Source organism: Acidovorax sp. LjRoot204, assembly GCF_056175785.1.
On record NZ_JBGFFF010000010.1, the window covers coordinates 15395 to 41829 of the forward strand.

General features: G+C 66.6%; 24 protein-coding genes, 1 pseudogene and 1 riboswitch. Of the genes and pseudogenes, 8 read left to right on the forward strand and 17 right to left on the reverse strand.

Annotation, left to right across the window (positions count from 1 at the left end; all coding sequences use genetic code 11):
- Positions 1–135 precede the first annotated feature (135 nt).
- From AC04MI_RS03790 to folK, 3 genes are read left to right on the forward strand one after another with little or no spacing between them, the layout of a single operon-like run.
- Positions 136–840, forward strand: coding sequence for a histidinol-phosphatase (locus AC04MI_RS03790; RefSeq protein ID WP_436077774.1), 705 nt, complete (start codon positions 136–138; stop codon positions 838–840).
- A gap of 37 nt (positions 841–877) precedes the next feature.
- Entirely contained in the window at positions 878–2467 is a 1590-nt protein-coding gene (gene pcnB, locus AC04MI_RS03795; RefSeq protein ID WP_476497123.1) for a polynucleotide adenylyltransferase PcnB, read from the forward strand.
- On the forward strand, positions 2464–2991 hold the full coding sequence (folK, locus tag AC04MI_RS03800) for a 2-amino-4-hydroxy-6-hydroxymethyldihydropteridine diphosphokinase (protein ID WP_288853346.1): 528 nt from the start codon (positions 2464–2466) through the stop codon (positions 2989–2991). Before pcnB ends, folK begins: the two co-directional genes overlap by 4 nt.
- 278 nt (positions 2992–3269) lie before the next feature.
- Here the strand turns inward: folK and AC04MI_RS03805 are convergent, their stop codons facing one another.
- From AC04MI_RS03805 to AC04MI_RS03820, 4 genes are all read right to left on the reverse strand, one after another.
- Positions 3270–4253: a Bug family tripartite tricarboxylate transporter substrate binding protein gene (locus tag AC04MI_RS03805; protein ID WP_476497124.1), complete on the reverse strand. Its 984-nt coding sequence runs from the start codon at positions 4251–4253 to the stop codon at positions 3270–3272.
- Between the two features lie 72 nt (positions 4254–4325).
- Complete coding sequence (locus AC04MI_RS03810; RefSeq protein ID WP_395453266.1) at positions 4326–5012, reverse strand: response regulator transcription factor; 687 nt, start codon at positions 5010–5012, stop codon at positions 4326–4328.
- Positions 5009–7213 (reverse strand): ATP-binding protein, encoded by a 2205-nt coding sequence (locus tag AC04MI_RS03815; protein WP_395453268.1) that lies wholly within the window; start codon positions 7211–7213, stop codon positions 5009–5011. The genes AC04MI_RS03810 and AC04MI_RS03815 overlap by 4 nt, the downstream gene beginning before the upstream one ends.
- A 42-nt stretch (positions 7214–7255) precedes the next feature.
- On the reverse strand, positions 7256–8320 hold the full coding sequence (locus tag AC04MI_RS03820) for a CDP-6-deoxy-delta-3,4-glucoseen reductase (RefSeq protein WP_476497126.1): 1065 nt from the start codon (positions 8318–8320) through the stop codon (positions 7256–7258).
- 48 nt (positions 8321–8368) lie between these two features.
- On the opposite strand from AC04MI_RS03820, the gene AC04MI_RS03825 reads away from it, so the two are divergent.
- Positions 8369–9313 carry an NAD-dependent epimerase/dehydratase family protein gene (locus tag AC04MI_RS03825; RefSeq protein ID WP_288852416.1) on the forward strand — a complete coding sequence of 315 codons (945 nt, stop codon included), beginning with the start codon at positions 8369–8371 and terminating at the stop codon, positions 9311–9313.
- Between the two features lie 50 nt (positions 9314–9363).
- Here AC04MI_RS03825 and AC04MI_RS03830 read toward each other — a convergent pair whose 3' ends face one another.
- The 7 genes from AC04MI_RS03830 to AC04MI_RS03860 all read right to left on the reverse strand — a co-directional run bounded on the left by AC04MI_RS03830 (position 9364) and on the right by AC04MI_RS03860 (position 14870).
- The gene (locus tag AC04MI_RS03830) at positions 9364–10023 is read right to left on the reverse strand and encodes a DUF4124 domain-containing protein (protein WP_436077776.1); all 660 of its coding nucleotides are present in this window, start codon (positions 10021–10023) and stop codon (positions 9364–9366) included.
- 44 nt (positions 10024–10067) lie between these two features.
- Positions 10068–10619, reverse strand: a complete 552-nt coding sequence (locus AC04MI_RS03835) for a hypothetical protein (RefSeq protein WP_056066726.1) — start codon at positions 10617–10619, stop codon at positions 10068–10070.
- A gap of 339 nt (positions 10620–10958) precedes the next feature.
- Entirely contained in the window at positions 10959–11918 is a 960-nt protein-coding gene (locus AC04MI_RS03840; protein WP_015015359.1) for a chemotaxis protein, read from the reverse strand.
- A 139-nt stretch (positions 11919–12057) separates the two neighbouring features.
- Positions 12058–12360: an antibiotic biosynthesis monooxygenase family protein gene (locus AC04MI_RS03845; RefSeq protein WP_099730949.1), complete on the reverse strand. Its 303-nt coding sequence runs from the start codon at positions 12358–12360 to the stop codon at positions 12058–12060.
- 33 nt (positions 12361–12393) lie between these two features.
- The gene (locus AC04MI_RS03850; protein WP_436077777.1) at positions 12394–13272 is read right to left on the reverse strand and encodes a LysR family transcriptional regulator; all 879 of its coding nucleotides are present in this window, start codon (positions 13270–13272) and stop codon (positions 12394–12396) included.
- Between the two features lie 29 nt (positions 13273–13301).
- A complete protein-coding gene (locus AC04MI_RS03855) occupies positions 13302–13706 on the reverse strand; it encodes a hypothetical protein (RefSeq protein WP_436074684.1) in 405 nt (134 codons plus the stop codon).
- 261 nt (positions 13707–13967) lie between these two features.
- Positions 13968–14870 carry a LysR family transcriptional regulator gene (locus tag AC04MI_RS03860; RefSeq protein ID WP_121942246.1) on the reverse strand — a complete coding sequence of 301 codons (903 nt, stop codon included), beginning with the start codon at positions 14868–14870 and terminating at the stop codon, positions 13968–13970.
- Positions 14871–14983: 113 nt separating this feature from the next.
- On the opposite strand from AC04MI_RS03860, the gene AC04MI_RS03865 reads away from it, so the two are divergent.
- Positions 14984–15625, forward strand: coding sequence for an NAD(P)-dependent oxidoreductase (locus AC04MI_RS03865; RefSeq protein WP_108499080.1), 642 nt, complete (start codon positions 14984–14986; stop codon positions 15623–15625).
- Positions 15626–15717: 92 nt separating this feature from the next.
- On the opposite strand, the gene AC04MI_RS03870 is transcribed toward AC04MI_RS03865, so the two are convergent.
- The 5 genes from AC04MI_RS03870 to AC04MI_RS03890 all read right to left on the reverse strand — a co-directional run bounded on the left by AC04MI_RS03870 (position 15718) and on the right by AC04MI_RS03890 (position 21783).
- On the reverse strand, positions 15718–16998 hold the full coding sequence (locus AC04MI_RS03870; protein ID WP_476497128.1) for a TRAP transporter large permease subunit: 1281 nt from the start codon (positions 16996–16998) through the stop codon (positions 15718–15720).
- A 33-nt stretch (positions 16999–17031) separates the two neighbouring features.
- Complete coding sequence (locus tag AC04MI_RS03875; RefSeq protein WP_436074687.1) at positions 17032–17601, reverse strand: TRAP transporter small permease; 570 nt, start codon at positions 17599–17601, stop codon at positions 17032–17034.
- A 26-nt stretch (positions 17602–17627) separates the two neighbouring features.
- Entirely contained in the window at positions 17628–18857 is a 1230-nt protein-coding gene (locus tag AC04MI_RS03880; RefSeq protein ID WP_436074688.1) for a fumarylacetoacetate hydrolase family protein, read from the reverse strand.
- A gap of 52 nt (positions 18858–18909) precedes the next feature.
- The gene (locus tag AC04MI_RS03885) at positions 18910–20691 is read right to left on the reverse strand and encodes an IlvD/Edd family dehydratase (RefSeq protein ID WP_121942250.1); all 1782 of its coding nucleotides are present in this window, start codon (positions 20689–20691) and stop codon (positions 18910–18912) included.
- A gap of 72 nt (positions 20692–20763) precedes the next feature.
- A complete protein-coding gene (locus AC04MI_RS03890) occupies positions 20764–21783 on the reverse strand; it encodes a TRAP transporter substrate-binding protein (RefSeq protein ID WP_436077779.1) in 1020 nt (339 codons plus the stop codon).
- Positions 21784–21937: 154 nt separating this feature from the next.
- Here AC04MI_RS03890 and AC04MI_RS03895 point away from each other — a divergent pair, with 154 nt between their 5' ends.
- From AC04MI_RS03895 to AC04MI_RS03905, 3 genes and pseudogenes are all read left to right on the forward strand, one after another.
- The gene (locus AC04MI_RS03895; RefSeq protein ID WP_116747726.1) at positions 21938–22912 is read left to right on the forward strand and encodes a LysR family transcriptional regulator; all 975 of its coding nucleotides are present in this window, start codon (positions 21938–21940) and stop codon (positions 22910–22912) included.
- Between the two features lie 115 nt (positions 22913–23027).
- A pseudogene (locus AC04MI_RS03900) lies at positions 23028–23510 on the forward strand (hypothetical protein); the annotation flags it as partial.
- A 140-nt stretch (positions 23511–23650) separates the two neighbouring features.
- Positions 23651–23820, forward strand: a riboswitch (FMN riboswitch).
- 150 nt (positions 23821–23970) lie between these two features.
- Positions 23971–24519 (forward strand): 6,7-dimethyl-8-ribityllumazine synthase, encoded by a 549-nt coding sequence (locus AC04MI_RS03905; protein WP_476497129.1) that lies wholly within the window; start codon positions 23971–23973, stop codon positions 24517–24519.
- A gap of 89 nt (positions 24520–24608) precedes the next feature.
- Here the strand turns inward: AC04MI_RS03905 and AC04MI_RS03910 are convergent, their stop codons facing one another.
- Positions 24609–26210, reverse strand: coding sequence for a methyl-accepting chemotaxis protein (locus AC04MI_RS03910; protein WP_436077780.1), 1602 nt, complete (start codon positions 26208–26210; stop codon positions 24609–24611).
- Positions 26211–26435 lie beyond the last annotated feature (225 nt).

Sequence of the window (26435 nt, forward strand, 5' to 3'; positions counted from 1 at the left end):
CTCTCGCTGTGCTGAGCACCGCGGGAAGGAGGACGCCGCCAGCGCGGCGGGGCGGCCCTTGCGCGGCGGCCGCTGGGTTTGGGCAGCGACAGTTTTTGCAACCGCTCGCGCAGCGTAACTTATTGAATGATTGAAATGCAAAGAAGCCGCCTTCGCTTGGCGCTGTTTGACCTGGACCACACGCTGCTGCCGCTCGACTCTGACTACGAGTGGGGCGAGTTCACCATCCGCATCGGCTGGAACGACCCGGTGGAGTTCGCGCGCCGCAACGACGAGTTCTATGCCCACTACCAGGCGGGAACGCTCGATGTACACGACTACGTGCGTTTTGCGACCGAGGCCGTGCGCCTGCGCGGGCCCGAGGCCGCAGCGGCGGCGCACCAGCAGTTCATGCGCGAGGTCATCACCCCCGCCATCCAGCCCCAGGCGCTCGACCTGATCCGCCAGCACCAGGCGGCGGGCGACGAGGTGGTGATCGTCACTGCCACCAACGAGTTCGTGACCACCCCCATCGCCCAGGCGCTGGGGGTGCCGCAACTGCTGGCCGTGCAGCTGGTGCGCGACGCCAGCGGCTGGTACACCGGCGAGATTGACGGTATCCCGACCATGCGCGAAGGCAAGGTGCGCCGCATGGAACAATGGCTGGCCGAGCGGCAGCTCAGCTGGGCCGACGTGGAGAGCACCTTCTACAGCGACTCCATGAACGACGTGCCCCTGCTGGATAAGGTGAACCACCCGGTCGCCACCAACCCCGACCCGCGCCTGCGCGCCCTGGCCCAGGAGCGCGGCTGGCGCATACTGGACCTGTTTGCCGAGCCTGCCAGCCAGACGGCCTCCTGACCCCCTGCGCTCGCAGTCCCCTGATATCTCCCTACCCATGATCAAGAAGTTCATCGACAAACTGCTGGGCAAATCGACGCCCGGGACCTCCGGCGGCAAGCCCCATTTCGGCAAGCGCGAAGAGGTGCCCGCCAGCGTGCACGGCATCAACCCCGAGCTGGTGGACCGCCGCGCCGCCGAGGTGGTGCAGACGCTCAAAGACGCCGGCTTCGAGGCCTACATCGTGGGTGGCGCTGTGCGCGACCTGCTGCTGGGCCTGCGCCCCAAGGACTTCGACGTGGCCACCAACGCCACGCCTGAACAGGTCAAGGGCCTGTTTCGCCGCGCCTTCATCATCGGCAAGCGCTTTCGCATCGTGCATGTGGTGCACGGCCGGGGCCGCGAGCACGAGGTGATCGAGGTCTCCACCTTCCGGGCCTACCTCGACAATGCCGCAGCGGGTCAGGTGGCTGGCAACGAAAAGACCAGCAAGGCGCAGCTGTCGGGCATGCAGCATGCCGTGGACGCCAGCGGCCGCGTGCTGCGCGACAACGTCTGGGGCCCACAGGACGAAGACGCGACGCGCCGCGATTTCACCGTGAACGCCATGTACTACGACCCGGTCAGCCAGATCGTGGTGGACTACCACAAGGGTTTGCAGGACGCGAAGAAGAAGACGCTGCGCATGATYGGCGAYCCSGCCACGCGCTACCGCGAAGACCCGGTGCGCATCATCCGCGCCRTSCGYTTYKCGGCCAAGCTCRSSSCGCTGGGCTTCARSATSGAWGCCAAGWCGGCCGCGCCGCTGGTSSAGTCGCAGGCCCTGCTGGCCGASGTSCCSCAAAGCCGCMTGTTYGACGAAATGCTCAAGCTGCTGCAGACYGGSCACGCCATYGCCACCRTCGAGCAGCTGCGCAAGCTGGGCMTSKCCAAGGGCATCTAYCCGCTGCTSGACGTGGYSGTGGAGCGSGCCGACMMRCCSTTYGTSAARGCGGCSCTGSWGGACACCGACCGCCGCGTSRRCGAAGGCAAGCCCGTGGCSCCSAGCTTCYTKCTGGCCTGCGTGCTGTGGGMMGACGTGCGCAATGGCTGGCAGGAGCGCCTGAACCAGCGCAAACACCCGCTGCCCGCGCTGCAAGAGGCCATCGACGAGGTGTTCGACAAACGCATTGGCGACGTGTCGGGCCGCGGCAAGCTGGCCGCCGACATGCGTGAGATCTGGGTGATGCAGCCGCGGTTTGAAAAGCGCGTGGGCAACACGCCGTTCGGCATGGTCATGCAGCCGCGCTTTCGCGCCGGGTTCGACTTCATGCGCCTGCGCGCCGATGTGGGCGAAGTCGAGGAAGCCCTGGCCGAGTGGTGGCAAGACTTCCAGGCGGCGGACGATGAGCGCCGCGACGACCTGATGGACCAGGCCAAGGAAGAGCAGAAGGCCCGCCAGAAAGCGCAGCCTGTGGTCAAGCGTGTGCCTCGCAGTGCACCTGCTGCAGCACCTCGTGCCCCTGGCACCGTCCAAGACACTGACCATGCGGGCGGCGAGACCGAATGGGCTGCCGAAAGTGGCGCGCCCAAGAAGCGCCGCCGTCGTCGCCGCAAGCCCGGTGGTGGTGGCGGCGAAGGTGCAGCACCTGCTGCGGCTGGCGAGTGAGTTTGCTGGACGTGGGGGAGCAGGCTGAGCGGCCCTCTCGGGTCTATGTGGGCCTGGGGGCCAATCTGGGAGAGCGGCAAGCCGCCTTGCGCAAGGCTTTGGCGGCCATGGGTCAATTGCCCGGCACGCGGGTCCTGCGCGTGTCGCCGCTCTATGGCAGCGCACCGGTCGATGCCGGTGGCCCGGACTACCTCAATGCCGTGGCCGAGCTGACAACGACCCTGGCACCTGAGGCCCTGCTGGGTGCCCTGCAAGCCATCGAGCTATCTGCCGGCCGCGAGCGCCCCTACCGCAACGCGCCGCGCACGCTGGACCTCGACATTCTGTGGTTTGGCGACCAAGTGATCGACACCCCCACCCTCACCGTGCCCCACCCCCGCATGGCGGAGCGCGCGTTCGTGCTGCGCCCCCTGGCCGATCTGGTGCCTGGGCGGGTGGATGCGTCGGTGTTGCAGGCCGTAGCGTCTCAGGACATCCACCAGCTGGAAGGCCCGGCTTGGGTGGGCGCTTTGGTAGGTGAATAATTTGCTCCTAAATTGGGAGCTTTTTGCGCTTTGTAGATAAGCGCCAGGGCCTGAAAAGGCTTAAAAATATTCCCCTCTGCATTGGCTTTGTGTGCGACAGATGAAACTGACGCGGTCCAATGCCAGTGCCACCGTGGAACCGGCTCCGCCGGGCTTCGGGTGGCGTCTCTCTCGGGGGGCTGGGAGGCCGCAGCCGCAAGCCCGCCCGCGCAGGCGTGGACGGCATCGAAGAGGTGCCGCCTCAGGCGGCAGCACCGAGCGGATTGCGTCTCAGAGAGTCAATCGACTTTTGCCCCGGACGCCTTCACCACTTGCTGGTACTTGGCACGCTCGCTGGCCATGAAGCTGTCGAACTGCTGCGGCGTGGTGGCCACGGGCTCCGCCAGCAATGCGGCAAAGCGGGTCTTCGTTTCGGGCGCGTTCAGTGCCGCCACAAAAGCCTTGTTCAGCTTGTCGATGATGGGCTTGGGCGTGSCGGCCGGYGCCACCAGGCCCCACCAGGTGTCGATGGAAAAACCCTTGAAAGTCGCGGACAGCGGTGGCACGCCGGGCAGCGAGGCCGAGGCGTCGAGCGAGGTCACGGCCAGCGCCTTGAGCTTGCCCGCGCGGATGTTGGGCGCTGCGGCGGCCAGATTGTCGATGTTGAAGTCCACCTCGCCCGCCAGCAGTGCCAGCTGGGCCGGGTTGGCGCCCCGGTAGGGGATGTGCAGCGCGTAGATGCCGGCGCGCTGCTTGAACATCTCGCCCGCCAGGTGGCCCGCGCTGCCGTTGCCGCCACTGCCGTAGTTGAGCTTGGCGGGGTTGGCCTTGGCGTAGGCGATGAGGTCGGTCACGGTGTGGATCTTGAGCTGCTCGGCCTTGGCGGCGTTCATGACCAGCACATTGGGCACGCGCACCATCTGCGTGATGCCGGCAAAGTCCTTGCCTGCGTCATAGGGCATGCGGGCATACAGCCAGGGGTTGACTGCGTGGGTGGCGGTGGCCGCGATGCCGATGGTCAGGCCATCGGGTGCAGCCTTGGCAATCGCGTCGGCGCCGATGTTGCCGCCCGCGCCGCCCTTGTTGTCGATGATGACCGTGCCCAGCGATTCGCGCACGCGCTCGGCCAGTGCGCGGGCCGTGACGTCGATGGGGCCGCCCGGGGCATACGGCACGATCAGGCGGATGGGCTGGCCGGCATCCTGAGCCCAGACGGCGGGGGACGAAAAAGCCGTTGCAGTGGCAGCGGCGGTGGCGAGGAGGATGAGGTTTCTGCGGTTCATGGGCGCCATTGTGCAAAAAAATCGTAAGAAAGCTTATGAAGCCCTGAGGGGGTGATGGTCAGGCGGGGACGTTCATGCCTTGCGAGGCGCGCTGAGCGCCACGCCCAGGTCTTCCACCAGCATGCCCAGTTCGTGCGACGAGCGGATGTCCAGCTTCAGGAAGATGGCGGACCGGTGTGTGTCCACGGTGCGCGGGTCGATGGGGCGCTCCGGGTCACGCTGCGCCAGTGCACGGGCCACTTCCTTGCTGCTGAGGCCCGTGCCCAGCAGCTGGGCCACCTCTTGCTGGCGTGGGCTCAGGGCGTTCCAGCGCTCGCGCAGCTGGTGCTGCCGTTGTGTCTGCCGTGCTTGCGTTTGCGACAGCGTGGAGGCCTTTTCGACAGCGGCCAGCAAAGTGGCTTCGTTGCACGGTTTTTCGAGCCAGTCCACCGCCCCTTGTTTGACGGCTGCCACGGCGGAGGACAGCTCACCGTGGGCCGATAGGAACACGGTCTTGAGCGCGCTGTGGCGCTGGCCGAGTTCGTGGAACACCTGCAGCCCGCTCAAGCCTTCCATGCGCAGGTCCAGCAGCACGCAGCCGGGGTGGTCCAGTGCAGCCTGCGCCAGAAAGGCCTCGCCGCCGTCAAATGCTCGCACCGTGTACCCGCGTGCCAGCAGCAGTGCGGCCAGCGATTGGCGCACGCCTTCGTCGTCGTCCACGATGTAGACCGCAGTGGGGTCCAGCGAGTCAGCGGCGATGGGGGCAGTGTCGTAGGTCATGGCGCGGTGGCATTCTCGTTGGCGGGGGGGCATGGCAGGCGGATCTCGAAGACCGCGCCGCCGCCTTCGCGATTGCGGGCCTGTAATTGGCCCCCCATGCTTTCAATGATGGAGCGGCAGATGTTGAGACCCAGGCCGAGACCGTCGGAACGTGTGGTGAAGAAAGGCTCGAACAGGCGCTCGGCGATGCCGGGCGGCAGGCCTGGGCCCCGGTCCAGCACTTGCACCAGCGCTTGGCCATCGTCTGCGGCCATGCGCAGCCGCAATTCGTGCCCGCCGGGCGGGGGCTGGTGGGTCTGCATGGCCTGCAGGGCGTTCAGGCCCAGGTTGATCACCACCTGCTCCAGCAGCACACGGTCTGCGTTCACCGGCAAAGGGGCGCCGGCCTGTTCCACACGCACAGGGATCCCCTGGCGGCGAGCCTCGGCGCGCAAGAGCAGCTCCAGCGACTGCTCCACGATGGCAGACAGATCGCAAGGCTCGCGGCTTTCAGGGTGCTGGCGCACCCAGCGGCGGATACGACCCACGATGTCGGCGGCCCGCAGCGCCTGGGCCGACAGGGCCTCCAGGCTGTCGTGGAGGGGGCCGGTCTTGCCCTGGGCGGCCAGCGCCCGTGCGGCAGCCGCATAGTTGACCAGGGCGGCCAGCGGCTGGTTCAGCTCGTGGGCCAGGGTGGATGCCATCTCGCCGACGGTGATCACGCGCTGCACCCGCTGCAGCTGGGTCTCGCGCTGCTGCTGCTGCTCTTCGGCCCGCTTCTGCGCGGTGATGTTGACCACCGAGCTCATCCAGCCGATGTGCTGGCCGCTGCCGTCGATCAGGCGTGTGGTGTAGAACATCGTGTACACGTCCGACCCGTCACGGTGCCTCAGCCGGTTCTCCCGCCCCTGCGGAAACGCGTTGCCGGCCAGCACCGTGTCGCTGTCGTTCCAGTGGCGGTCCAGCTCGTCAGGGTGCCAGTACGGGTAGGGCGGCAGCTGGCCGATGAGTTCGTCGGCCCGGTAGCCCACCATATCGCACATGGCCGCGTTGACATAGACGATGCGCCCTTCGAGGTCGCGGGCGCGCATGCCCACCAGCAGCGAGTCCTCCATGGACTGGCGGAACGCCTGTGCCTGCTGCAGCGCGTGGGTACGCTCTTGTACGCGCTGCTCCAGTTCGATGCGGGCCAGCCGGTTTTCGGCGAGGCGCCGCTCGCGCAATTGCCAGTACAGCGCACCCAGCACCAGCAGGCCCGACGCCAGCGTGGCCAGCGCCCAGGCCTGTTGCCGCGCCAGGGCCACCACGCGGCTGTCGGCAGTGACGGTGAGGGTCCAGCCCAGGTCGGGCAGCTTCTCTTCGAACGCCAGGTAGCTTTTGCCGCCAGCGCCGTCAAGGCGCAGTTCAGTACCGGGCGGGTCGTTTTGGGGGTGCAGGGTCCAGGGCACGGCGCGCGGGGTCCATCCTGTGCCGTACTGTTCGTTGTGCTGCAGCTGCTGCACGAGTGGGGTGGGCAAGGGCTGGCTGGTGCGGTAGAGCCAGCCGGGCACGGAGCCGAGAAAGACGATGCCCCGCTCGTCCGTCACGAACACTGGATCGCGCAGCTGGGCCCATGGGTCCGAGATGGGTTCCATGCGTACCTTGACCGCCACCACGCCGATCACGCGGCCCGCATCGACCACGGGGGCCGAGACAAACAGGCCGGGTTCGCCCGTGGTCTTACCCACGCCATAAAAGCGGCCCGTCTGGCCCGCCAGGGCATCGCGAAAGTACGGCCTGTTGCCGTAGTTCTGGTGCACAAAGCTGTTGGGGGTGTCCCAGTTGCTGGACGCGAGGGTGAGGCCCTGCGGGTCCATCACGTACAGCATGTCGGAGCCCGCGTGCTGGTTCACCGCCTGCAGGTAGGCGTTGGCGGCGTCCCGCACGGCCTGTGATGCGGGCCGCTGCAGTAGCTGCCGCACCAGCGGGTGCTGCGCGGCCGTGAAGGGCAGGTAGTTGTAGCGCGTGGCCACGCCACGCAGCGCCAGGGCTTGCACCTCGCCCAGGCGGCGCAGGTTGTCCCACTGGGCGTCGCGTTCGCTTTGCTCGGCCCATTCGCCAGCGCCCCACACCAGCAGGGCCGCCAGGCACAGCAGCGTGGCAATGAAGCCTCCGCGCCGGACTTGATGCCAGCGGCGGGGCGCGCCCTGCGGGGCTGGCGGGGCGGGCGCTGCACGCACCATGGGTCGTGGTCCAGGTGTCTTTATCGGCCTTGCGGGGGCGTGTCAGCCGCCGTGTTTGTCGGCTTCCGACGTGAATGCGTCGGCAAAAAACTCTTCCGGCGGCAGGCCGCGCTGGGCGCTGTAGGCGTCACGGGCGGACTCGACCACGATGGGCGCGCCGCAGGCATAGACCTGGTGACCTGAGAGATCCGCAAAGTCGTCCAGCACCGCCTGGTGCACAAAGCCTGTGCGGCCGGTCCAGCCGTCCTCGGGCAGCGCGTTGGAAATGACCGGAACGTAGCGCAACCACGGCAATTCGGCCACGCGGGCCTGCACCCAGTCGGCCAGGTACAGATCGCCAGGGCGACGGCCGCCCCAGTACAACACGGTGGGGCGGCTGATGCCCTTGAACTGCAGGTGCTCGATCAGCGCCTTGATGGGGGCAAAGCCGGTGCCGGATGCCAGCAGCACGATGGGCTTGTCGGAGTCTTCGCGCAGGAAAAAACTGCCAAACGGACCTTCGACACGCAGGATTTCCTTCTCTTTCATCRCCCCAAACACATGGTCGGTGAACTTGCCGCCGGCCATGTGTCGAATGTGCAGCTCCACACCCGGTGCCTCTGCCTGGGTGTGCGGCGCGTTGGCCATCGAGTAAGCGCGTCGGGCGCCGTCGCGCAGGATGAACTCAATGTACTGGCCCGCGTGGTATCGGAAGGTGTCTGCGGCAGGCAGCTGCAGGCGCACCTGCATCACATCGTCTGATTTCTTTTCGAGCGAGGCCACGCGCACTGGCATCTTCTTGACGGGGTAGGCGCTTTCGTCGGTGACCTGGCGCGATTCGAGCACCACGTCGGACAGTGGCTGTGCGCAGCAGGTCAGCACCAGGCCTGCGGCCTCTTCATCGGCCGTGAGGGCCTTGGATTGGTGGGCGCCGTGCTGCACGGTGCCGCTGAGTTTTTTGCACTTGCACGAGCCACAGGCGCCGTCCTTGCAGCCGTAGGGCAGGCCCACGCCACTGCGGATGGCGGCGGCCAGGATGRCTTCGCCCGCATTGGCACTGAAAGCGCGGCCACTGGGCTGCACGGTGATCTGAAACGCTGCGGTGGTGGCAGCCTCGGCGCTGGTCATGTGTGGGTATCCTTGGAGTCGTCTCTAGCTAAGCAAACGGACCCGATTTTGCCCTCAAACCAGAACCCCCTCGGCGCGCTGCCAGCGCGCTTTCGTCGCGAACGCCTGCTCATCGTGGGCTGTGGTGATGTAGGTCAACGGGTGCTGCGCCATCTGCAGACGGGCCCCGGGGCCGGGCGCATGCAGGTGCTGGCACTGACCTCCAGCGCTGGGCGGGTGGCGGAGCTGCGGGCACAAGGGGCCCGGCCTCTGGTGGGCAATCTGGACGATGCGGGCACCTTGCGCAGGCTGTCTGGCCTGGCGACGCGGGTGCTGCATCTGGCGCCCCCGCCGGGGGAGGGCGCAGGGGGCGATGCCTGGTGGCGCGACCCCCGTACCGTGGCGCTGACTCGCGCGCTGCGGCTGCGCAGCTTGCCAATGTCGTTGGCCTACGCGTCCACCAGCGGTGTGTATGGCGACTGCCAGGGGGCCCTGGTGCCAGAGACTCGGGCCGTGGCCCCCGGCACACCTCGCGCCCAGCGCCGTGTGAATGCCGAGCGCGCCGTGCGCCACTTGGGCCGTGCCGGCGTGCGGGCCACCGTGTTGCGCATTCCCGGCATCTACGCGCCTGACCGAGAGGGTGGCACCCCGGAGGCGCGCTTGCGCCGGGGCACGCCTGTGCTGGTGGCCGAGGACGATGTGTTCACCAACCACATCCATGCCGAAGACCTGGCGCGCGCCTGCATGGCGGCTGTGTGGAAGGGGCGCCCGCAGCGCGCCTACAACGTGAGCGACTCCACCCACATGAAGATGGGCGACTACTTTGATCTGGCGGCTGATCTGTATGACCTGCCTCGCCCGCCGCGCGTGCCTCGCAGCACGGCGCAAGAGCAGCTGTCGCTGATGCTGCTGAGTTTCATGAGCGAATCGCGCCGGCTGGACAACCAGCGCATGCTGCGCGAGCTGGGTCTGCGGTTGCGCTACCCCAGTGTGGCCGAGGGGTTGCGAGCCTGAGAGGCTGGAGAAATCCGCGCTCTCCTCACCTTGCCCACATGGGCGCCAGATCAGCGGGGGTAGCTATTGCCCTGGGCGTCGTAGCAGCGGAACACGTTGCACTGCGTGAATTTTTTGGGGGTGGGCGCCGGCGGTTGCACCGGCGTAGGCCGCACCGGGTAATGCGGTGGGGGCACGACGACTACCGGCGTCGTAGTGCTAGTTGACCGGGGGCGGGACTTCTCCACCTCCGCATAGCCCTGAGGGCCCAGGCAGTCCAGGTCGACCTGCCGCTGCGCCGCCTCCACCCGCAGGTTTTGTTCGTAGCCGCCGCCGGTGACGCTGCTCAACACCACATCCAGGTTGCGCCGTGAACGGGCGCACTCCGGGGAGCGTGCGTAGTCTGTGGTTTTGGCAGGAGCGGTCTGGTCGCGTTGTGTATTGCGCCGTGATTCGGTCTCGGCGGCGGTCGCCTCGGCCTGCAAGCGCTGCTGTTTGCGCGCCAGCGCCTCGGCGGCTTCTTCGCGCTCCTGCTGGATCTCCTGCGGAGTTTTGCGGGCCTCCACCTCACGCACGGTGGTGCCGCTGGCGCATTTGCCGTCGGTGTAGGTGACCTTGCCCGTGGCAGCGTCAGTGCAGCGCACCACCTGCGCCTGGGCACCCAATGGAGGTAGTGCGCCCAGAAAGACCACGCACAGGCCGGCTATGAGGGAGTGGGTACGTGGCTTCATGGTGGCTGGAGAGTTGTGGGGGTAGCGGGGTCAGCGCCAGGCCATCACGGCTTGTCCGGGCTGTTGGACTGCTGGCGCGAGCGCCAGTCGTACGGACTCGGGGTGTAGCTGTCGGGTGCCAGGCGGCCGGGGCGGTTTTCGCGGTTGCGGCGGTCTTCGGCAGCGCGGCGATCCCGTTCGGCCTGCTCCCGGCGGGCCTGGTCCTGTTCTCGGGCTCGGCGATCCAGTTCACGGGCCTGCTGGTCGCGGCGTTCGCGTTCGCGTGCTGCCCGGTCGCGCTCAGCGCGGTCACGGTCACGCTCTCTTTCGCGCCAGTCATTGCGGTTGCGGTCGTTGTCCCACCGGTTGTCGTCGCGGTCACGTCCGCCGTAGTAGATGGCGGGCGGTGGCGGCGGGGCCGAATAGATCACGCCAGGTGCACGGTACACAGGCGGCGCCTGGTACACCGGCGGCGGGGCACTGTAGATGTAGCCTGGCTGTTCGTACACCGGGTAGCGCGGAGAGTCGTAATAAGGGTCGCCCGGCACGGTGGCACACCCCGTCACCAGGGCCCCCAGGACCGTGGCGGAAAGAATGCGGGTGATGGTGTAGGTCATGGTGATCAGACTCCGGCCGGGTGGGCGCGTTCCGCCTTGTCCGTAAAGCCCATGAAAAGCGCTCCGGTGGAGCGTTACAAATTTCAGGGATCTGGCACAGGGGGCCAATCACTTTAGCGCGCGGGGACGGCTTTTGGTTGACTCGGCGCATGCACAGGTGCCGATGGAGGCTGTAACAACCCGTGAATATGGGGCACGCCCGCTGTTTGATATTGTCAAAAATGATAGCTATCAGAGTACGTTTTACGGACGCAATCAACTGATTCAATCAAAAAGTCGGACCTGCAAAAAACAAACGGCCCCGAAAGGCCGTTGTGTTCCAGCGGATAGGGCGCCGGTTTACTTGGGCAGTACGCGGCGGATGGTCTCCGCCAGGTCTTCCGCCACAAACTTGGCCACATAGCCATCGGCCCCGACGCTGCGCACATGGTCTTCGTTGGCCGAGCCCGACAGCGAGGAATGGATGACCACCGGCAGCCCATGAAAGCGGGCGTCCTGCTTGATGTTGCGCGTCAGCGTGAAGCCGTCCATCTCCGGCATTTCCAGGTCGGTCAGCACCATGGCCACGCGGTCAAGCACCGTCTTGCCCTCGGCCTCGGCACTTTTGGCGATGGCATTGAGCCGGTCCCAGGCCTCCTTGCCGGATTTCACCATTTCATACGGCGCGTTGAGCACCTTGAGCTCTTGCTCGATGAGAGAGCGGGCCACGAACGAGTCGTCCGCCGCCAGGATGATGCAACCAGGCTTGAGCTTGAGCTTGGCGCCCACCTTTTCCTCTGTGACCTCGTGACCGTCAGAGGGCGAGATCATCTGCAGGATGGCTTCCACGTCCAGCACCTGCGCGAGGCGGGACTCGTCGGTGTTGCCGTCCAGACGGGCAATGCTGGTCACCAGCTTGCCAGCAGCGCCGCTGGTTTCCGCCGACAGCACCTGTTTCCAGTCCAGGCGCACGATGTCTTCCACCGACTCGACCGCAAACGCCTGGGTGGTGCGTGCGTACTCTGTCACCAGCATGATGTTCAGGCCCGTCTGTGGCTTGCAACCCACGATGGAGGGCAGGTCCAGCACCGGAATCACCTGTCCGCGCAGGTTCACCACCCCGAGCGAATGGGCCGTGGTGCCCGCAATCGGCGTGATGCTGGGCATGGCCACGATCTCGCGGATCTTGAAGACATTGATGCCGAACAGCTCGGACTTGCCCAAGGCGCTGTCGATGCCCAGGCGAAACAGCAGCAGCTCGAACTTGTTGGTGCTGGTGAGGTTGGTCCGCTCGTCGATGTCCTGCTGGATGGCTTTCATGTTGGATCCTTCGCGCGGTAATGAAGATACGAAGATACGCGCTTTTACAAATTCTAGGACCCAAACGGCACGCGCAGTGCGCTAAATCTTCAGGCAATACCCGAATAGTGCGCTGCAGCATCCGTGCGTGGCGGCGCCGTCACACCCTGTCCGGCGTGACYGGCTCAAAGTGCACAACGGTGGGGAACGGATCGTAAAAATGGTGCAGCAGCCCTTTCCACTCCTGGTACTGGGTGGACTGGCGGAAACCCACCTCGTGGTCGGCCAGGGTGGCCCAGCGCACCAGCAGCACATAGTCCTGTGGCCGCTCCATGCAATGCCCCAGCTCATGGGACAGGTAGCCGGGCATGGAGGCAATGATGCGCTGCGCCTGGGCAAACGCCTGTTCAAACGCGCTGTTCTGGCCGGGGCGGATGGTGAGGTGGGCAATTTCCAGAATCATGGGGGTGGCCTGAGGGGTGGATGGGGCAGGGGATCAGACCACATTGCTGCGCTGCGTGGGCTCGGGCTGGGCTGCGGTGGCCTTCATGCCGTCCGCCAGGCGGTGCAGCAGACCGAGCAGGGGCGCGTCCGACGCGTCGCAGGCCAGGCCGATGTGGCGCGAGAAGGCCAGGGGCCCGTCCAGCGGGCGGGTGAGCGCGCGGCGCGCCTGGGCTGCATGCGACTGCGGCACCACGGCCAAGCCCATGCCCGCGTCCACCATGTGCAGCAGCAGCTCCTCGCGCGCAGCACTGGCCTGCACCTGCAGCGCAATCCCCCGCTCGGCCAGCAGACGGATGAAGGACTGGTGCAGCAGGCAATAGGGCCACTCGATGAGGGGCAGGTTTTCAATGTCTGCCAGGCCAAAGCGCTTCTTGAAGCGCAGCGGGTGCTGCTCGGGCACCAGCATCACATAGGGCTCGTGCCACAGCGGCACAAAGGTGTCGCCCGGCGGCTTGCAGTGCTCGGCCACCATGCGCAGCCGCGCCTCTTGCGCGCTGGCGGTGAGCCGCACCATGGTGTGGGGCAGCTCCTGCGCGATGTGTGCGAACAGGGGCGTGGCCTGCTGCACCATCAGGTCGTCCTGCAGGAAGATGCCCAGCGTTTCACGTGGTGCATCGCGAAAGTCGCGCACCATGGCGCTGGACTGGGCCAGCAGGCTGCAGGCGCGGGGGTACAGCCGATGCGCGGCGGGCGTAGGCGCCAGTCCCTGGCGGCTGCGCTCGAAAAGGGTGGTTTCGAGCGCATCCTCCAGCCCCTTGATGGCCATGCTGATGGACGGCTGCGCCACAAAGCAGCGGCGCGAGGCGGCCGTGACCGAGCGCTCTTCATAGGCCGCTACAAAGTAGCCCAGGGCGCGCAGGTCAAACAGCATGGTGGCAGGGCCTTTCTTGGATCGGGTTGTCAGACCGGGGTGATGGTGGTGACGGTCTCGCGGAAATAGTCCACCTGGCCGTTCTGCGAATGGCTGGTGATCCAGGTCACGGATTCCACCTCGCGCTGTTGTACCGCATAAAAGAAGCGCTGGTGAAAGTGTGTGAGCACCCAGTCATTGCCCAGCGGCTGGCTGTGGGTGTGCAGGATCTCCGTGCCGCGCGGGAACACCTCCACCCCCAGGCGCTGCACCACGGCCATCGCCTCGGCCTTGTTGCGGGCGATTTGCCAACGGGTATCGGCGTCATCGCGGTAGTGGTCGATGCGGAAGTCCACATCGTCGGCAATGGTGGCCAGCAGTGTGGGCACGTCCTGCTGCTCGAAGGCGGTCAGCACGCGGTCGATGGGGAAGATCAGTGACGGGTTGGTCGTCATGTCGGGTCTCCGGTGGGTGGTGGGGTCAATCCATCAAACAAACCCTGGCCAGGGAGCCGCAACTGTAGGCAGAGCACGGCGCCCACACAACGATGGAATTTGTGGGTCCGTGCGATAAAAAATCGATGGGTGCCGACGAGCAAGGCTCGGAGCGGCTCACAAAACCCAGCGTAGCGGTTCTGGCCAGGCGCTGCGTCGCAGGCAGTGCGAGCAGTACGACAAGACGCGGCAACGACGCCAGAAGCGTTTTGTTGGCCGCTCTCAGTCCGAAATCCCGGGCACCTGCCGCAGGTAGGCATGCAGTGCCGCAATCGACTGGCGCACCTTGGCGGGCTGGGCATCGCGTTGGGGCGTGACGGCCCAGATGTCCAGCGTGCCAAACGACCAGTCGGGCAGCAGGCGCACCAGCCGCCCGGCCTGCAGTGCTTCGTGCGAATCCATGCTGCCCACCAACGCCAGGCCCAGCCCGGCCTCGCACATCTGCTGGATCGAGAGCTGGTTGTTGCTGGCAATGCGCGGCTCCACCCGCAGTGCGCGCGGCTCGCCGCTGGGACTGCGCAGGTCGACGAGCAACCCACCCCCCTCCCGCGCAAAGCCCAGCCAGCTATGAGACAGCAGCGCATCCGGGTGCTGGGGCACGCCGTGTGCGGCCACCCATTCGGGTGATGCGCACAGGTACCAACTCATGCCCCCCAGGCGCCGGGCCGCCCAGGTCGAATCCGCCAGGCGCCCGTAGCGCACGGCCAGGTCGATGCGGGCGTTGATGAGGTCGATGGTGGAGTCGTCCACCAGCAGCCGCAGGCGCAGCGCCGGGTGCGCGGCCAGCAGTTCACCCAGGGCGGGTGCGATGTGCCGCGCAAAACCCACGGTGGCCGACATCCGCAATTCGCCACTGGGCGCATCGCGGGAGGCGGCCAGCTCGGCGCGCGCTTGCTCCGCCGCCGCCCACATGGCAGCGCAGCGCGCGTGGTAACGCTGGCCCGCCTCGGTGAGCGCTAACTTGCGCGTGGAGCGGTGCAGCAGCGTCACGCCGCCGTCGCTTTCGAGCTTGCGCACCTGCTGGCTCACCGCCGAAGTGCTCATGCCCAGGGCGCGCGCGGCGCCGCTCATCGAGCCGTGCTGCACCACGGCGGCGAAAACAGCCATGCGTTTGAGGTCTTCCATGTGTTCGATTGTGAAGTACAGCTTCAAAGATAAGGCGGTTTTAGCCATCTACCGCCTGTTTTGACAAGCTCCTATTCTCACTACATCACAACTTTGACCCCAAGGACATCGATATGAACATCGCCCTGATTGGTGCCACCGGCTTTGTCGGCTCGGCCGTGCTGAACGAACTGCTGCAACGCGGCCACCGCGTGACCGTGCTGGCCCGCAATCCCGCAAAGCTCACGGCCCGCGAAGGTCTGACCGTGGTCGCCGCAGACGCGCAGGACGCCACCCAGGTGGCCAAGGCCGTTGCAGGCCACGACGCGGTGGTGAGCGCCTACAACCCCGGCTGGACGGTGCCAGACATCCACGACCAGTTCCTCAAAGGCACGCGCGCCATCATCGACGGCACCAAGGCGGCCGGTGTGCGCCGGCTGCTGGTGGTGGGCGGCGCGGGCAGCCTGTTTGTGGCGCCCGGTGTGCAACTGGTGGACACGCCCCAGTTTCCCGCCGAATGGAAGCAGGGCGCCCTGGCCGCGCGCGAGGCGCTGAACTGGATCCGCACCGAAAACACGCTGGACTGGACCTTCCTCTCGCCCCCCATCCTGCTGCAGCCCGGCGAGCGCACTGGCCAATACCGCCTGGGCGACGAGGCCCCGCTGATGAACGGCGACCAGCCTGGCAGCATCAGCGTGGCCGACCTGGCGGTGGCGATGGCCGACGAACTGGAGACGCCACGCCATGTGCAAAAGCGGTTCACGGTGGCGAACTGAACAGTGCTCGGGAGTGAATGACTCCTGATTTGATAGCTGCCAGCGCAATATCCACTAGCGCTTGCAGCATCTTTTGCTTCAAATCCTCAGATTCACCCCGCAAACCACCGCATCGGCACCAGCACGAGGGACGGGAACAGCACCATCAGGAACATCACCGCGAACTGGGCCACCATGAACGGAATGACGCCCCGCGTCACGTCATCCATGCGCATCTTGCCCACGCCCGCCACCACATTCAGCACGGTACCGACTGGCGGGGTSATGAGCCCGATGGCGTTGTTGATGATGAACAGCACGCCGAAGTAGACCGGGTCGATGCCTGCCGCCTTCACCACCGGCATCAGCACGGGCGTGAGGATGAGGATGGTGGGCGTCATGTCCATGGCGGTGCCCACGGCCATCACCAGCACCATGATGGCGATGAGCAGCAGCGTGGGGTGTTCCATCAAGGGCTTGAGCAGGCTCACCAGCTGACGCGGGATATCCGCCACGGTGATGAGCCAGGCGCTGACCATGGCGGCCGCCACCAGGAACATGATCACGGCGGTGGTCTTGGCGGCACTGATGAACACATCGGCCAGCTGGCGCCAGTGCAGCTCGCGGTAGACCAGCGTGGCCACCAGCAGGGCGTACACGGCAGCAACGGCCGCCGCCTCGGTGGGGGTGAACACGCCCATCTTCAAGCCCACGATCACGATCACCGGCAGGAACAGTGCCCAGGTCGATTCCCTGAGCGCCTGCAGCTTTTCGGCGGTGGATGCCTTGGGCGGTGGCGTGACGTTTTCGCGCTGGGAGACCCAGTACCAGGTGATGGCAATCGCCACTCCCATCAGCAGYCCCGGCACGATGCCGGCCAGGAACAGCTTGCTGATCGACACGTTGGCCGCCACGCCAAACACCACGAAGCCGATGGAGGGCGGAATGACCGGCGCGATGATGCCCGCTGAAGCGATGAGCCCGCCCGCTCGTGCCTTGTCGTGCCCGGCCTTCACCATCATGGGCAGCAGCAGGGCCGCCAGTGCCGCCGTGTCGGCCACGGCCGAGCCCGACAGCGCCGCCAGCATGCAGGCCGCCAGGATGGCAACGAACCCCAGCCCGCCCCGCTTGTGCCCCACCAGCGTGAGCGCGAGCTTGACGATGCGCTGCGACAGCCCACCCACGTTCATGATCTCGCCCGCCAGCATAAAAAAGGGCACGGCCAGCAGCGGAAAGCTGTCGGCCCCGTTGATCACGTTCTGCGCCAGGATCTGCGCGTCGAACAGGTCCAGGTGCCACATCAGGGCCGCGCCGGACACGAGCAACGCGTACGCAATCGGCACGCCGATGGCCATGGCGGCCAGCAGGGAGCCGAGGAAGATAAAAACGGTCATGAAAGAGCGCTCCAGGTCATTGCGGTGTGGGGCTCACTGGCGTGAGGCCGTGGGCGCGGGGGCTGTGTGCGGCAACTGGCTGCCCACGGCGGCCAGTTCTTCGGATTCGGCGATGTGCAGCAGCTCGTTGTCGGGCATCTGCCCCGACACGATGCGCCACAGGTCCAGCGCCAGCAGCAGGCCCGCCGCCACGGCAAACACCACACCCGACGCATAGAAGATGGCCATGGATGCGCCGGTGACCGGCGCATCCACATCCCAGTTGATGCGCGCCTGCGCCAGCGCGCCGCTGAAGAGCAGCCAGGTGCACCAGATCATCAGCGCGTAGCTGATGGCGAGGCAGATGCGCTGGCCCAGCGGCGGCAGGCGCGCCAGCAGAAAGTCCGTGCCCAGGTGGCCCCGCTCTCGCACCGCCACGATGGCGCCCAGGAAGGTGATCCACACAAACAGCCAGCGCGACACCTCCTCGCTGATGGCGATGCCGGAGTTGAACGCGTAGCGCAGCACCACGTTGCCAAACACCATCACCACCATCGCGGCCAGCGCCAGGGCAATGAGCAGGTTGATCCAGCGGCAGCAGCGGTCGATGAAGGCATTGAGCATGGGGTTGTCTCCTGTTTTCTTTTGACTCAGAGCGCTGTGCCCTGCAGCAGCCCGCGCTGCGCCAGGTTGGCCATGAAGGCGCGCAGGCCAAAGCGCCAGGGCGGCGCGGCCTCGCTGTGCGCCACGCGGTTGTGCAGCCCACCCAGCCAGGCGCTCTGGATGGACACCAGGTCGCCCAGGTGGTGGGTGAAGCCGCCGCCCGGCTGGTCGCGGTCTTCGATGGGGGCGAACAGCGTGCCCATGAACAGCACGAACCCGTCCGGGTACTGGTGCGCGGCCAGGGTCTGTGCCACCAAGTCGGTGGGGTCGCGGCTGATGCTGGCCATGGTGTTGATGCCGCGCAGCTCAAAGCCGTCCGCGCCAGCTACACGCAGGTGCACGGTTTCATTGCGCACCTGCTCCAGCCCGAAGCTGCCGTCAAACAGGCGGATGAATGGGCCCAGGGCGCACGACGCGTTGTTGTCCTTGGCCTTGCCCAGCAGCAGGGCGCTGCGGCCCTCGATGTCGCGCAGGTTCACGTCGTTGCCCAGCGTGGCGCCCACGATCTGGCCCCGGCTGTTCACCGCCAGCACCACCTCGGGCTCGGGGTTGTTCCAGGCCGAGTCGGAGCGGATGCCGATGTCGTCGCCGCAGCCCACCGAGGCCAGCACCGGCGCCTTGGTGAACACCTCGGCATCGGGGCCAATGCCCACCTCCAGGTATTGCGACCACAGGCCTTTGTCTTGCAACAGCGCTTTCAGGCGCATGGCCTCGGGCGAGCCCGGGCGGATGTCCGCCAGGTTCTGGCCGATCAGGCCGATGACCTGGGTGCGCAGGCCCTGCGCGCGGGTGGCGTCGCCGCGCGCCTGCTCTTCGATCACGCGCTCGATGAGGCTGGCCGCAAATGTCACGCCTGCGGCCTTCACCACCTGCAGGTCGCAAGGGGCTAGCAGCCAGGGGCGCGTGGTGTCGCGTGTGCCGGGCAGGCTGTTGGCCAGCAGGTCGTCCACGCTGCACAGGTATTGGCCGCTGGCTGCACGCACTGCCTCGGCGGGCGCCAGTGTGTCGAGCAGCGTGCTCATGGTGGGGTAGTGCGCGCTGAGGTCRAACACACCTTCGGGCCGCAGTGCCACCACCGCCGGGCCGGGCACAGCACCTTGGGGGGCCCACACACGGCCCACCAGCGTGCCCTGCACGCCATCGTCGGGAAGCACTTGCAATGCGGCCTGGGGCGCACGGGCCCGTTCGGCAACTGCCGCTGCCGTCATGTTGTTCATGGAGAGTCCTTCGAAAAGTCCGGGAAGGCGCCAGTGGCCTACCCGCTCGTTGTCAGTGGTTGTGGCGTGGCGTCTTTTCGGAGATGCGCTGAAATTCCAGCGCAAAGTCCAGCGTGGCGCCATCGGCCAATTGCCCTGTTTTCTCGCGGTACAGCGCCTCCCAGGGCGACTGGCTCGCGGGCACGGGTGGGGCGGGCAGGTCGCGTTGTCGGCGCGCGATTTCCTCGGGGGCGACCAGCGCCTCGCAGCGACCGGTGTTCAGGTCGATGCGGATGGTGTCGCCGCTTTGCAGCCAGGACAGGCCCCCGCCCACGGCGCTCTCGGGCGATGCGTTGAGGATGGAAGGGCTGTCTGCCGTGCCCGACTGGCGTCCGTCGCCCAGCGTGGGCAGGGTGTTGATGCCACGCCGGATCAGCGCATCGGGCGGCTGCATGTTCACCACTTCGGCCGAGCCCGGCCAGCCGATGGGGCCCGCGCCGCGCATCACCAGGATGCAGCCTTCGTCGATGTTCAGTGCCGGGTCGTTGATGCGGGCGTGGTAGTCGTCCGCACCTTCAAACACCACAGCACGGGCTTCAAAGATGCCTTCCGCGCCCGGCTGGCTGAGGTAGCGCTGGCGAAAGGCTTCGGAGATCACCGAGGTTTTCATGATCCCGAAGTCGAACAGGTTGCCGCTGAGCACCATGAACCCCGCCTTGTGCATGAGCGGGTTGCTGAAGGGGCGGATCACATCACGGTCGTGGGTCTCGCGGCCTTGCAGGTTCTCGCCCACCGTCTTGCCGGTCACGCTGGCGCAGTCGGCATGTAGCTTGCCCGCCTGCTGCAGCTCCCACATCAGCGCGGGCACACCGCCTGCGCGGAAGAAGCGCTCGCCCAGAAACTGGCCCGCAGGCTGCATGTTCAGCAGCAGGGGCAGGTCGTAGGCGTGGTTGGTCCAGTCTTGCGCGTCCAGCTGCACGCCCGCGTGGCGCGCCATGGCCATGATGTGCACCTGCGCGTTGCTACTGCCGCCGGCCACGCTGACCACCGAGAGCGCGTTCAGAAAGCTCTCGCGCGTCAGGATGCGCGAGGGGCGGAGGTCTTCATACGCCATTTCCACGATGCGACGCCCGGTCTCGTAGGCCATCTGGCCGCGCTCGCGGTAGGGCGCTGGAATGGCCGAGCAGCCCGGCAGCGACAGGCCCAGCGCCTCGGCCACGGCGTTCATGGTCGATGCCGTGCCCATGGTGTTGCAGTGCCCGGCCGAGGGCGCGCTGTTGCAGGCGCGCTGCAAGAATTCTTCCTCATCAATCTCGCCCGCCGCGAGCTGGCGGCGGCTGCGCCAGATCACGGTGCCCGAGCCCACCAGCTGCCCTTCGTGCCAGCCGTCCAGCATCGGCCCGCCCGAGAGCACGATGGCCGGGATGTCCACGGTGGACGCGGCCATGATGCCTGCAGGCGTGGTTTTGTCGCAGCCCGTGGTCAGCACCACGGCATCGATGGGGTAGCCGTACAGGATCTCCACCAGCCCCAGATAGGCCAGGTTGCGGTCCAGCGCGGCCGTGGGGCGGCGGCAGTTTTCAAAGATGGGGTGGACGGGGAACTCCATCGGAATCCCGCCCGCATCGCGGATGCCGTCGCGCACGCGGCGCGCCAGGTCCAGGTGGATGCGGTTGCAGGGCGACAGGTCGCTGCCCGTCTGCGCAATGCCGATGATGGGCCGGCCCGAGCGCAGCTCTTCGGGCGTGAGCCCGTAGTTCATGAACCGCTCCAGATACAGCGCGGTCATGTCCGAGCGCTCGGGCGCGGCAAACCATTCGCGGGAGCGGAAGGGGCGGCGGGGTGTTTGGGTCATGGGGTCGGGGCGTCACAAAAGGGGGGGGCTGGGCGTAGCCAGAAGCTGCGCCCTGTGGAACGAACCAAGCGCTTACTTGCTGCCCCGCGCCTTGGCCAGCTCGCCCATCATTTCGCTGGTGGTTTCTTCACCAAACTCCTTGCCGTACTTGGCCAGCACGGGCTGCAGCTTGGTGCGCAGCTTGGCCTGCTCGGCGGCGGGCAGCTCGGTGATCTGCATGCCGGCTTTCTTCAGCTCGCCCAGGGCGGTTTCGCTGAAGGCGCGGATGGTCTTGCGCTCGAACACCGTGGCCTCGCGGGCAGCCTCCTGCACGATCTTGCGTTCGTCGGCCGAGAGGCCGTCCCACGTCTTCTTGGAAATGAGCAGCACCCAGGCGCTGTACATGTGGCGCGACAGCACCAGGTGCTTTTGCACTTCATAGAACTTGCTGGCCAGGATGGTGGCGGGCGGGTTCTCCTGGCCGTCGACGGCCTTTTGTTCCATGGCGGTGTACAGCTCGGTGAACGGCATGGGCGTGGCGTTGGTGCCCAGCGCGTTGAAGGTGTCCAGGAACAGGGGGCTCTGGATCACGCGCAGCTTCAGGCCCGCCAGATCGTCGGCCGTGTTGATGGGTCGGCGCGAGTTGGTCACATGGCGGAAGCCGTTTTCCCAGAAGCCCAGGCCGATCAGGCCTTTGTCGGGCAGCATGGCCAGCAGCTTCTGGCCGAAGGGGCCGTCGAGCAAGGCGTCGGCTTCTGCCTCTGTGTTGAAGGTGAGCGGCAGGTTCAGCACGCCAAAGGGCTTGATCAGCGACATCAGCGTGGACGAATCGGGAATCGTCATCTCTAGCGTGCCGCCGCGCAGGGCCGAGGTCATGCTCACGTCGTTGCCCAGGGCGCCGCTGGCGAACAGCTTGGCGTTCATCTTGCCGCCGCTCTTGGCCTGCAGGCGCTCGGCAAAGTGGCGCACGGCCTGGGCCTGCGGGTGGTCGTCGCTCAGGCCAATGCCGACCTTGAAGGTGTGTTCCTTGACTTGGGCCGAGACGGGGGCGGCGAGGGCGGCCAGCAGCGCGGCGGCAAGCGCCAAGGATTTAGCGAGGGAATGGAATTGCATGGTGTCTTGTCTCCGTTGGAATGGCGGGACCCCGCTGGCGAGGCCGTCGGCGTATGCAGCTTTTTGGCAAGCCGTCATGAACGCAAGGCGAAGGGTAGGTTTCGCGCCCCTGCGGGTCCACTGAATGTTTTGCGACAATCCATTCCAAACGCTTATGAGTCCAGACGAATTTCCGGGTAAACCCTTGTCTTTGGCGCAGGCCTGCGCGCGGCTGCGCTTTCGGCATTTGCAGTTTCTGGACATCCTGGGCCGTACGCGCAACCTGCGGCTGACGGCCGAGCAGATGCATGTCACGCAGCCTGCGGCGACCAAGATCCTCATGGACATCGAGGAGATCCTGGAGGCGCGCTTGTTCGACCGCCTTTCGCGCGGCATGCGGCCCAACGAGCTGGGGCTTTTTACGCTGCGCTACGCCAGCGCGGCGCTCGATGGGCAGCGCAAGTTTGTCGACGAGTTCAACGCCCTCAAGCAGGGCGGCCACGGCCATGTGACGGTGGGCGCCATCACCGGCTCGGCCGCGCATGTGCTGGTGGCCTCGGTGGTGGAGATCCAGCGCCTGCGGCCCCTCTTGGTCATCAAGATCCTGGAGCAGAGCAGCGACCAGCTCATTGCCTGGCTGGCCGAGCGCAAGATCGATCTGATGATCGGCCGTTTCACCACCGAGGACCAGCGCAGCCAATTCCACTACGAGCACCTGTCGGCCGAGCCGCTGCATGTGGTGGGCGGACAGCACCACCCGCTGCGCGGCGCCACCGACCTGTCGCTGACCGAGCTGGCGCACTGGCCGTGGATTCTGTACCCCGCCTCCACGGCGGTACGCAAGGTGTCGGACGACTTGTTCGGTGGCGCGGGCCTGGCGCTCACGGCGGGGGTGGTGGAGACGCCTTCCTTTTTGTTTGCGCTGGAGCTGATGAACACCACCCACATGATGTCGCTGCAGCCCGCCGCGCTGATCCAGAAATATGTGGACCGGGGGCTGCTCTCGCGCATCCCCGTCGAGCTGCCCAACCGCATGCCCAGCTATGGCCTCATCACCCGCCTGGGCGAGCCGCCCACACCCTCGGCACAGGCCTTTATCGACGTGCTGCGCGACACGGCGGGTGTGGCGCCGGACGTTGTGGGGGAGTGACCAGGCCCGCGCTATGCCTGGCCTCTTTCGATAACCAATGGTTATTGGAAATTGGGGCGGCCAGGCCCTGCCGTTATGCTCTGCGCCCTTTCCCGCAACCCAGGCCTTTTTCTCCATGACCGACGCACCCGACACGCCCGACACCATCCAGGAACCCCGCTGCTGGAGCGATGGGCGCTGGACGGCGCAGGTCATCAAGAACGAAGACGACGATGGCTGGGCCGTGTCCATGACACTGAAGGGCGAGGCCGAACCCGCGCTGGTGGGCCCCTGGACCATGGGCCGCGACAAGAAGAACCCCAAGCCGCTCGATGTGTCGGCCTTCCACACCCTGGTCAAGACCGCGAGCGAAGTGGTGCGCCGCCATGAGCAGCAGTTGCATGCGCAGCTGAACAAGAGCGTGCACATCACCACCGCAGACGGCCAGCGCCTGCGCGTGGCGCTGGCCATCGTGCCCGATGAGGAAGGCGCCACGGCCACGCTGAGCGCGCAGGACGAGCTGGGTGAAGAGGTTGCCCGTGCGTCCGCGCCRCCCACCTTCAAGCTCACGCCCGCCAGCGCAGCGGCCTGGGCCGAAGGCGGGTTTCAGCGCGTGCGCKGAGCAGACTTCGGCATTCAATACAGCCCACAGCCGCAGAAACCGGCACTGCCAGTGCAGGCAATCGCCTGCGCGACGGCGTACTGCGTGCCCGCCGCCTAAAATCCCACCCGTCGGCCCCGGATGACCTTCGGGGCCGACAGCGTTCTCAGGGCGGGGCGGAATTCCCCACCGGCGGTATTTGTTGGCTGAAAAGCCCGCAAGAGCCCGCGAGCGCCTGCGGTGCCGTTCTTCGGATCGGCCTGCAGGGTCAGCAGATCTGGTGCGAAACCAGAGCCGACGGTCACAGTCCGGATGAAAGAGATCGCGAAACCCACAGCTCCCGCCATGGGTGGCTGGGCCCTCGGCGTTTGCCTGCGTGCTTTGTTGCGCGCTGGCATGGCGCAGGGCCTGCGCCGCCCTGTGCAGGCGCCGTGTTCGCGCGCGCCCTGATTCTGGCCAACCCTGTTCTGAGGAACCCATGAATCAGTCTTCTTCACCTTCCGTTTCCCCCCTGGCCCCCGTCGCCGCCCACCGTGGCGCCCGCGTGGCCATCATCAGTGCCAGCTGGCACCAGGACATCGTGCACCAGGCCCGCGACGCGGCCCTGGCCGAGTTTGACCGCCACGGCCTGCCCCCCGCGCAGGTGGCGCTGTTCGATGTGCCCGGCGCGTTCGAGATTCCGCTGCTGGCACGCAAGCTCGCACGCAGCGGGCGCTACGACGCCATCGTGGSCTGYGCGCTGGTGGTCRAYGGSGGCATCTACCGCCACGAGTTCGTCACCACCGCCGTCATCGACGGCCTGATGCGCGTGCAGCTCGACACCGAGGTGCCCGTGATGTCGGCCGTGCTCACGCCGCGCGACTTCCACGACCACGAGGACCATGTGCGCTTCTTCCGCGAGCATTTCGTGAAGAAGGGTACCGAGGTGGCCCAGGCCTGCCTGCAGACCATGGCCTACCTGCGCAAGCTGGCCTCGCCCACGCTGGCCACCGTGCAGCAGGCAACCCCTGCGCTGGCTGAAGCCTGAGAAGGCGCCATTTGCTACTATTTATGTAGCTGTTGGCGCATGATGCACTAGCGCTTCAAGCCGATTAGGCTTGAAATGGCTGCTCCGCTTCAGCCTGCGGCCAACCGGGGCTGGTGGTGGCCCGGTGCGGGCATGCTGGCCTGCCTGGGGGTGTTGGCGTCGGTGTCTGCCAGCCGGAACACCGCCACTGCCTGCACCAGCTGCTGCGCCTGCACCTTGAGGCTGTCGGCGGCGGCGGCGCTCTGTTCGACCAGCGCGGCGTTCTGCTGCGTGGCCTGGTCCATTTCGGTGATGGCGTCCCCTACCTGGGCGACACCTGCGCTTTGCTCGCTGCTCGCGGCGCTGATCTCGCCCACGATGTCGGTCACGCGGCGGATGGCGCTCACCACCTGGTTCATCGTGGCGCCTGCCTTGTCCACCAGCGTGGTGCCCAGTTCCACGCGCTCCACGCTGGCGTGGATCAGGGTCTTGATCTCCTTGGCGGCCTCGGCACTGCGCTGCGCGAGGCTACGCACCTCGCCCGCCACCACGGCAAAGCCCCGGCCTTGTTCGCCGGCGCGGGCGGCTTCCACAGCCGCGTTCAGCGCCAGGATGTTGGTCTGGAAGGCGATTCCATCGATTACGCTGATGATGTCGGCGATCTTGCGGCTGCTGTCGTTGATGCCCTTCATGGTCGTCACCACCTCGGCCACCACATCACCGCCCTGCACGGCCACGGTGCTGGCGCTCACAGCCAACTGGTTGGCGGTGCGCGCGTTCTCGGCGTTGGCCTGCACGGTGGAGCTGAGTTCTTCCATCGATGCCGATGTTTGCTCCAGCGCGCTGGCCTGCTGTTCGGTGCGGGCGCTCAGGTCGTTGTTGCCCTGTGCGATTTCGGTGCTGGCGGCGGCCACGCTGTCGGCGTTGTTGCGCACATTGCTTACCACCTGCGACAGGCTGATCTGCATGTCGTGCAAGGCATTGAGCAGCAGTGCGATCTCGTCCTTGCCCTGCACGTGCCGCGCCACCGTCAGGTCGCCGCTGGCCACGGCCTGCGACACGCGCACCGCGTTGTCCAGCGGGTTCACCACGGTGCGGCTGAAGGCAATGGCGCCTGCTATGCCCAGCGCGCACACCGCCAGCATCACCACCAGGCTGATGGTGGTGGCCCGCTGCGCAGTGGCGGCGGCACGTTCGGCCACGGCGCTGCTGGCCTTGGCGATCAGGTCGCCCGCCTGGTCCAGCAGCTGCGAGGGCTCGCGGTCCATGCCCGCCACGGCCTTGTCGCCCGCTTGCGGGTCGTGGTCGGCCGCCTTGAAGGCTTCAAACCCCTTGCGGTAGGCGGTGCCCATGCGTTCGTGGGCCTGAGCAAACTGCAACACGCGTTCGCGACCCTCCCCCGGGGGCAGTGCGGCTACGAGCTTTTGCGCCTCCTCCTTGATGGCCTGTTCCTGCTTTTCAAACGCGGCCCAGTAGCGCGTGAGCTGGGCCGGGTCCTTGCCGCGCAGCAGCACGTTTTTCCACTCCTGCACCTGCACCTTGAAGTTGTTGAGCATGCCCGCCGCCATGCGCTCGTGCTCGAAGCTTTGGGCCACGGTGGTCTGGTAGGTGTCGAGCGCCTGGTTCAGGCGGCTGATGCCAAACAGGGCCGCTGCAAACAGCAATAGCAGCGACACGGTGAATGCCAGGGGGAGCTTGAGGCTGAGCTTCATGAGGAACTCCTTGAGGGTCCAGAAACGCCGCAGTGCTGGGCCATGGGCCCAGCACCCTGGTCCAGCGGCGCGCCGTGCGCGGGGCCGCAGACAGGGTGTCTTTGGGATTATGGAGACGGATGTAATTTTTTGTACATGTCTTTTTTGCCGTGGGCCGAGGCAAGCGGGCTCCGTCAGTCGCACGCTTTGTCATCCGATGGATAGCGAATAGCGAATAGCGAATAG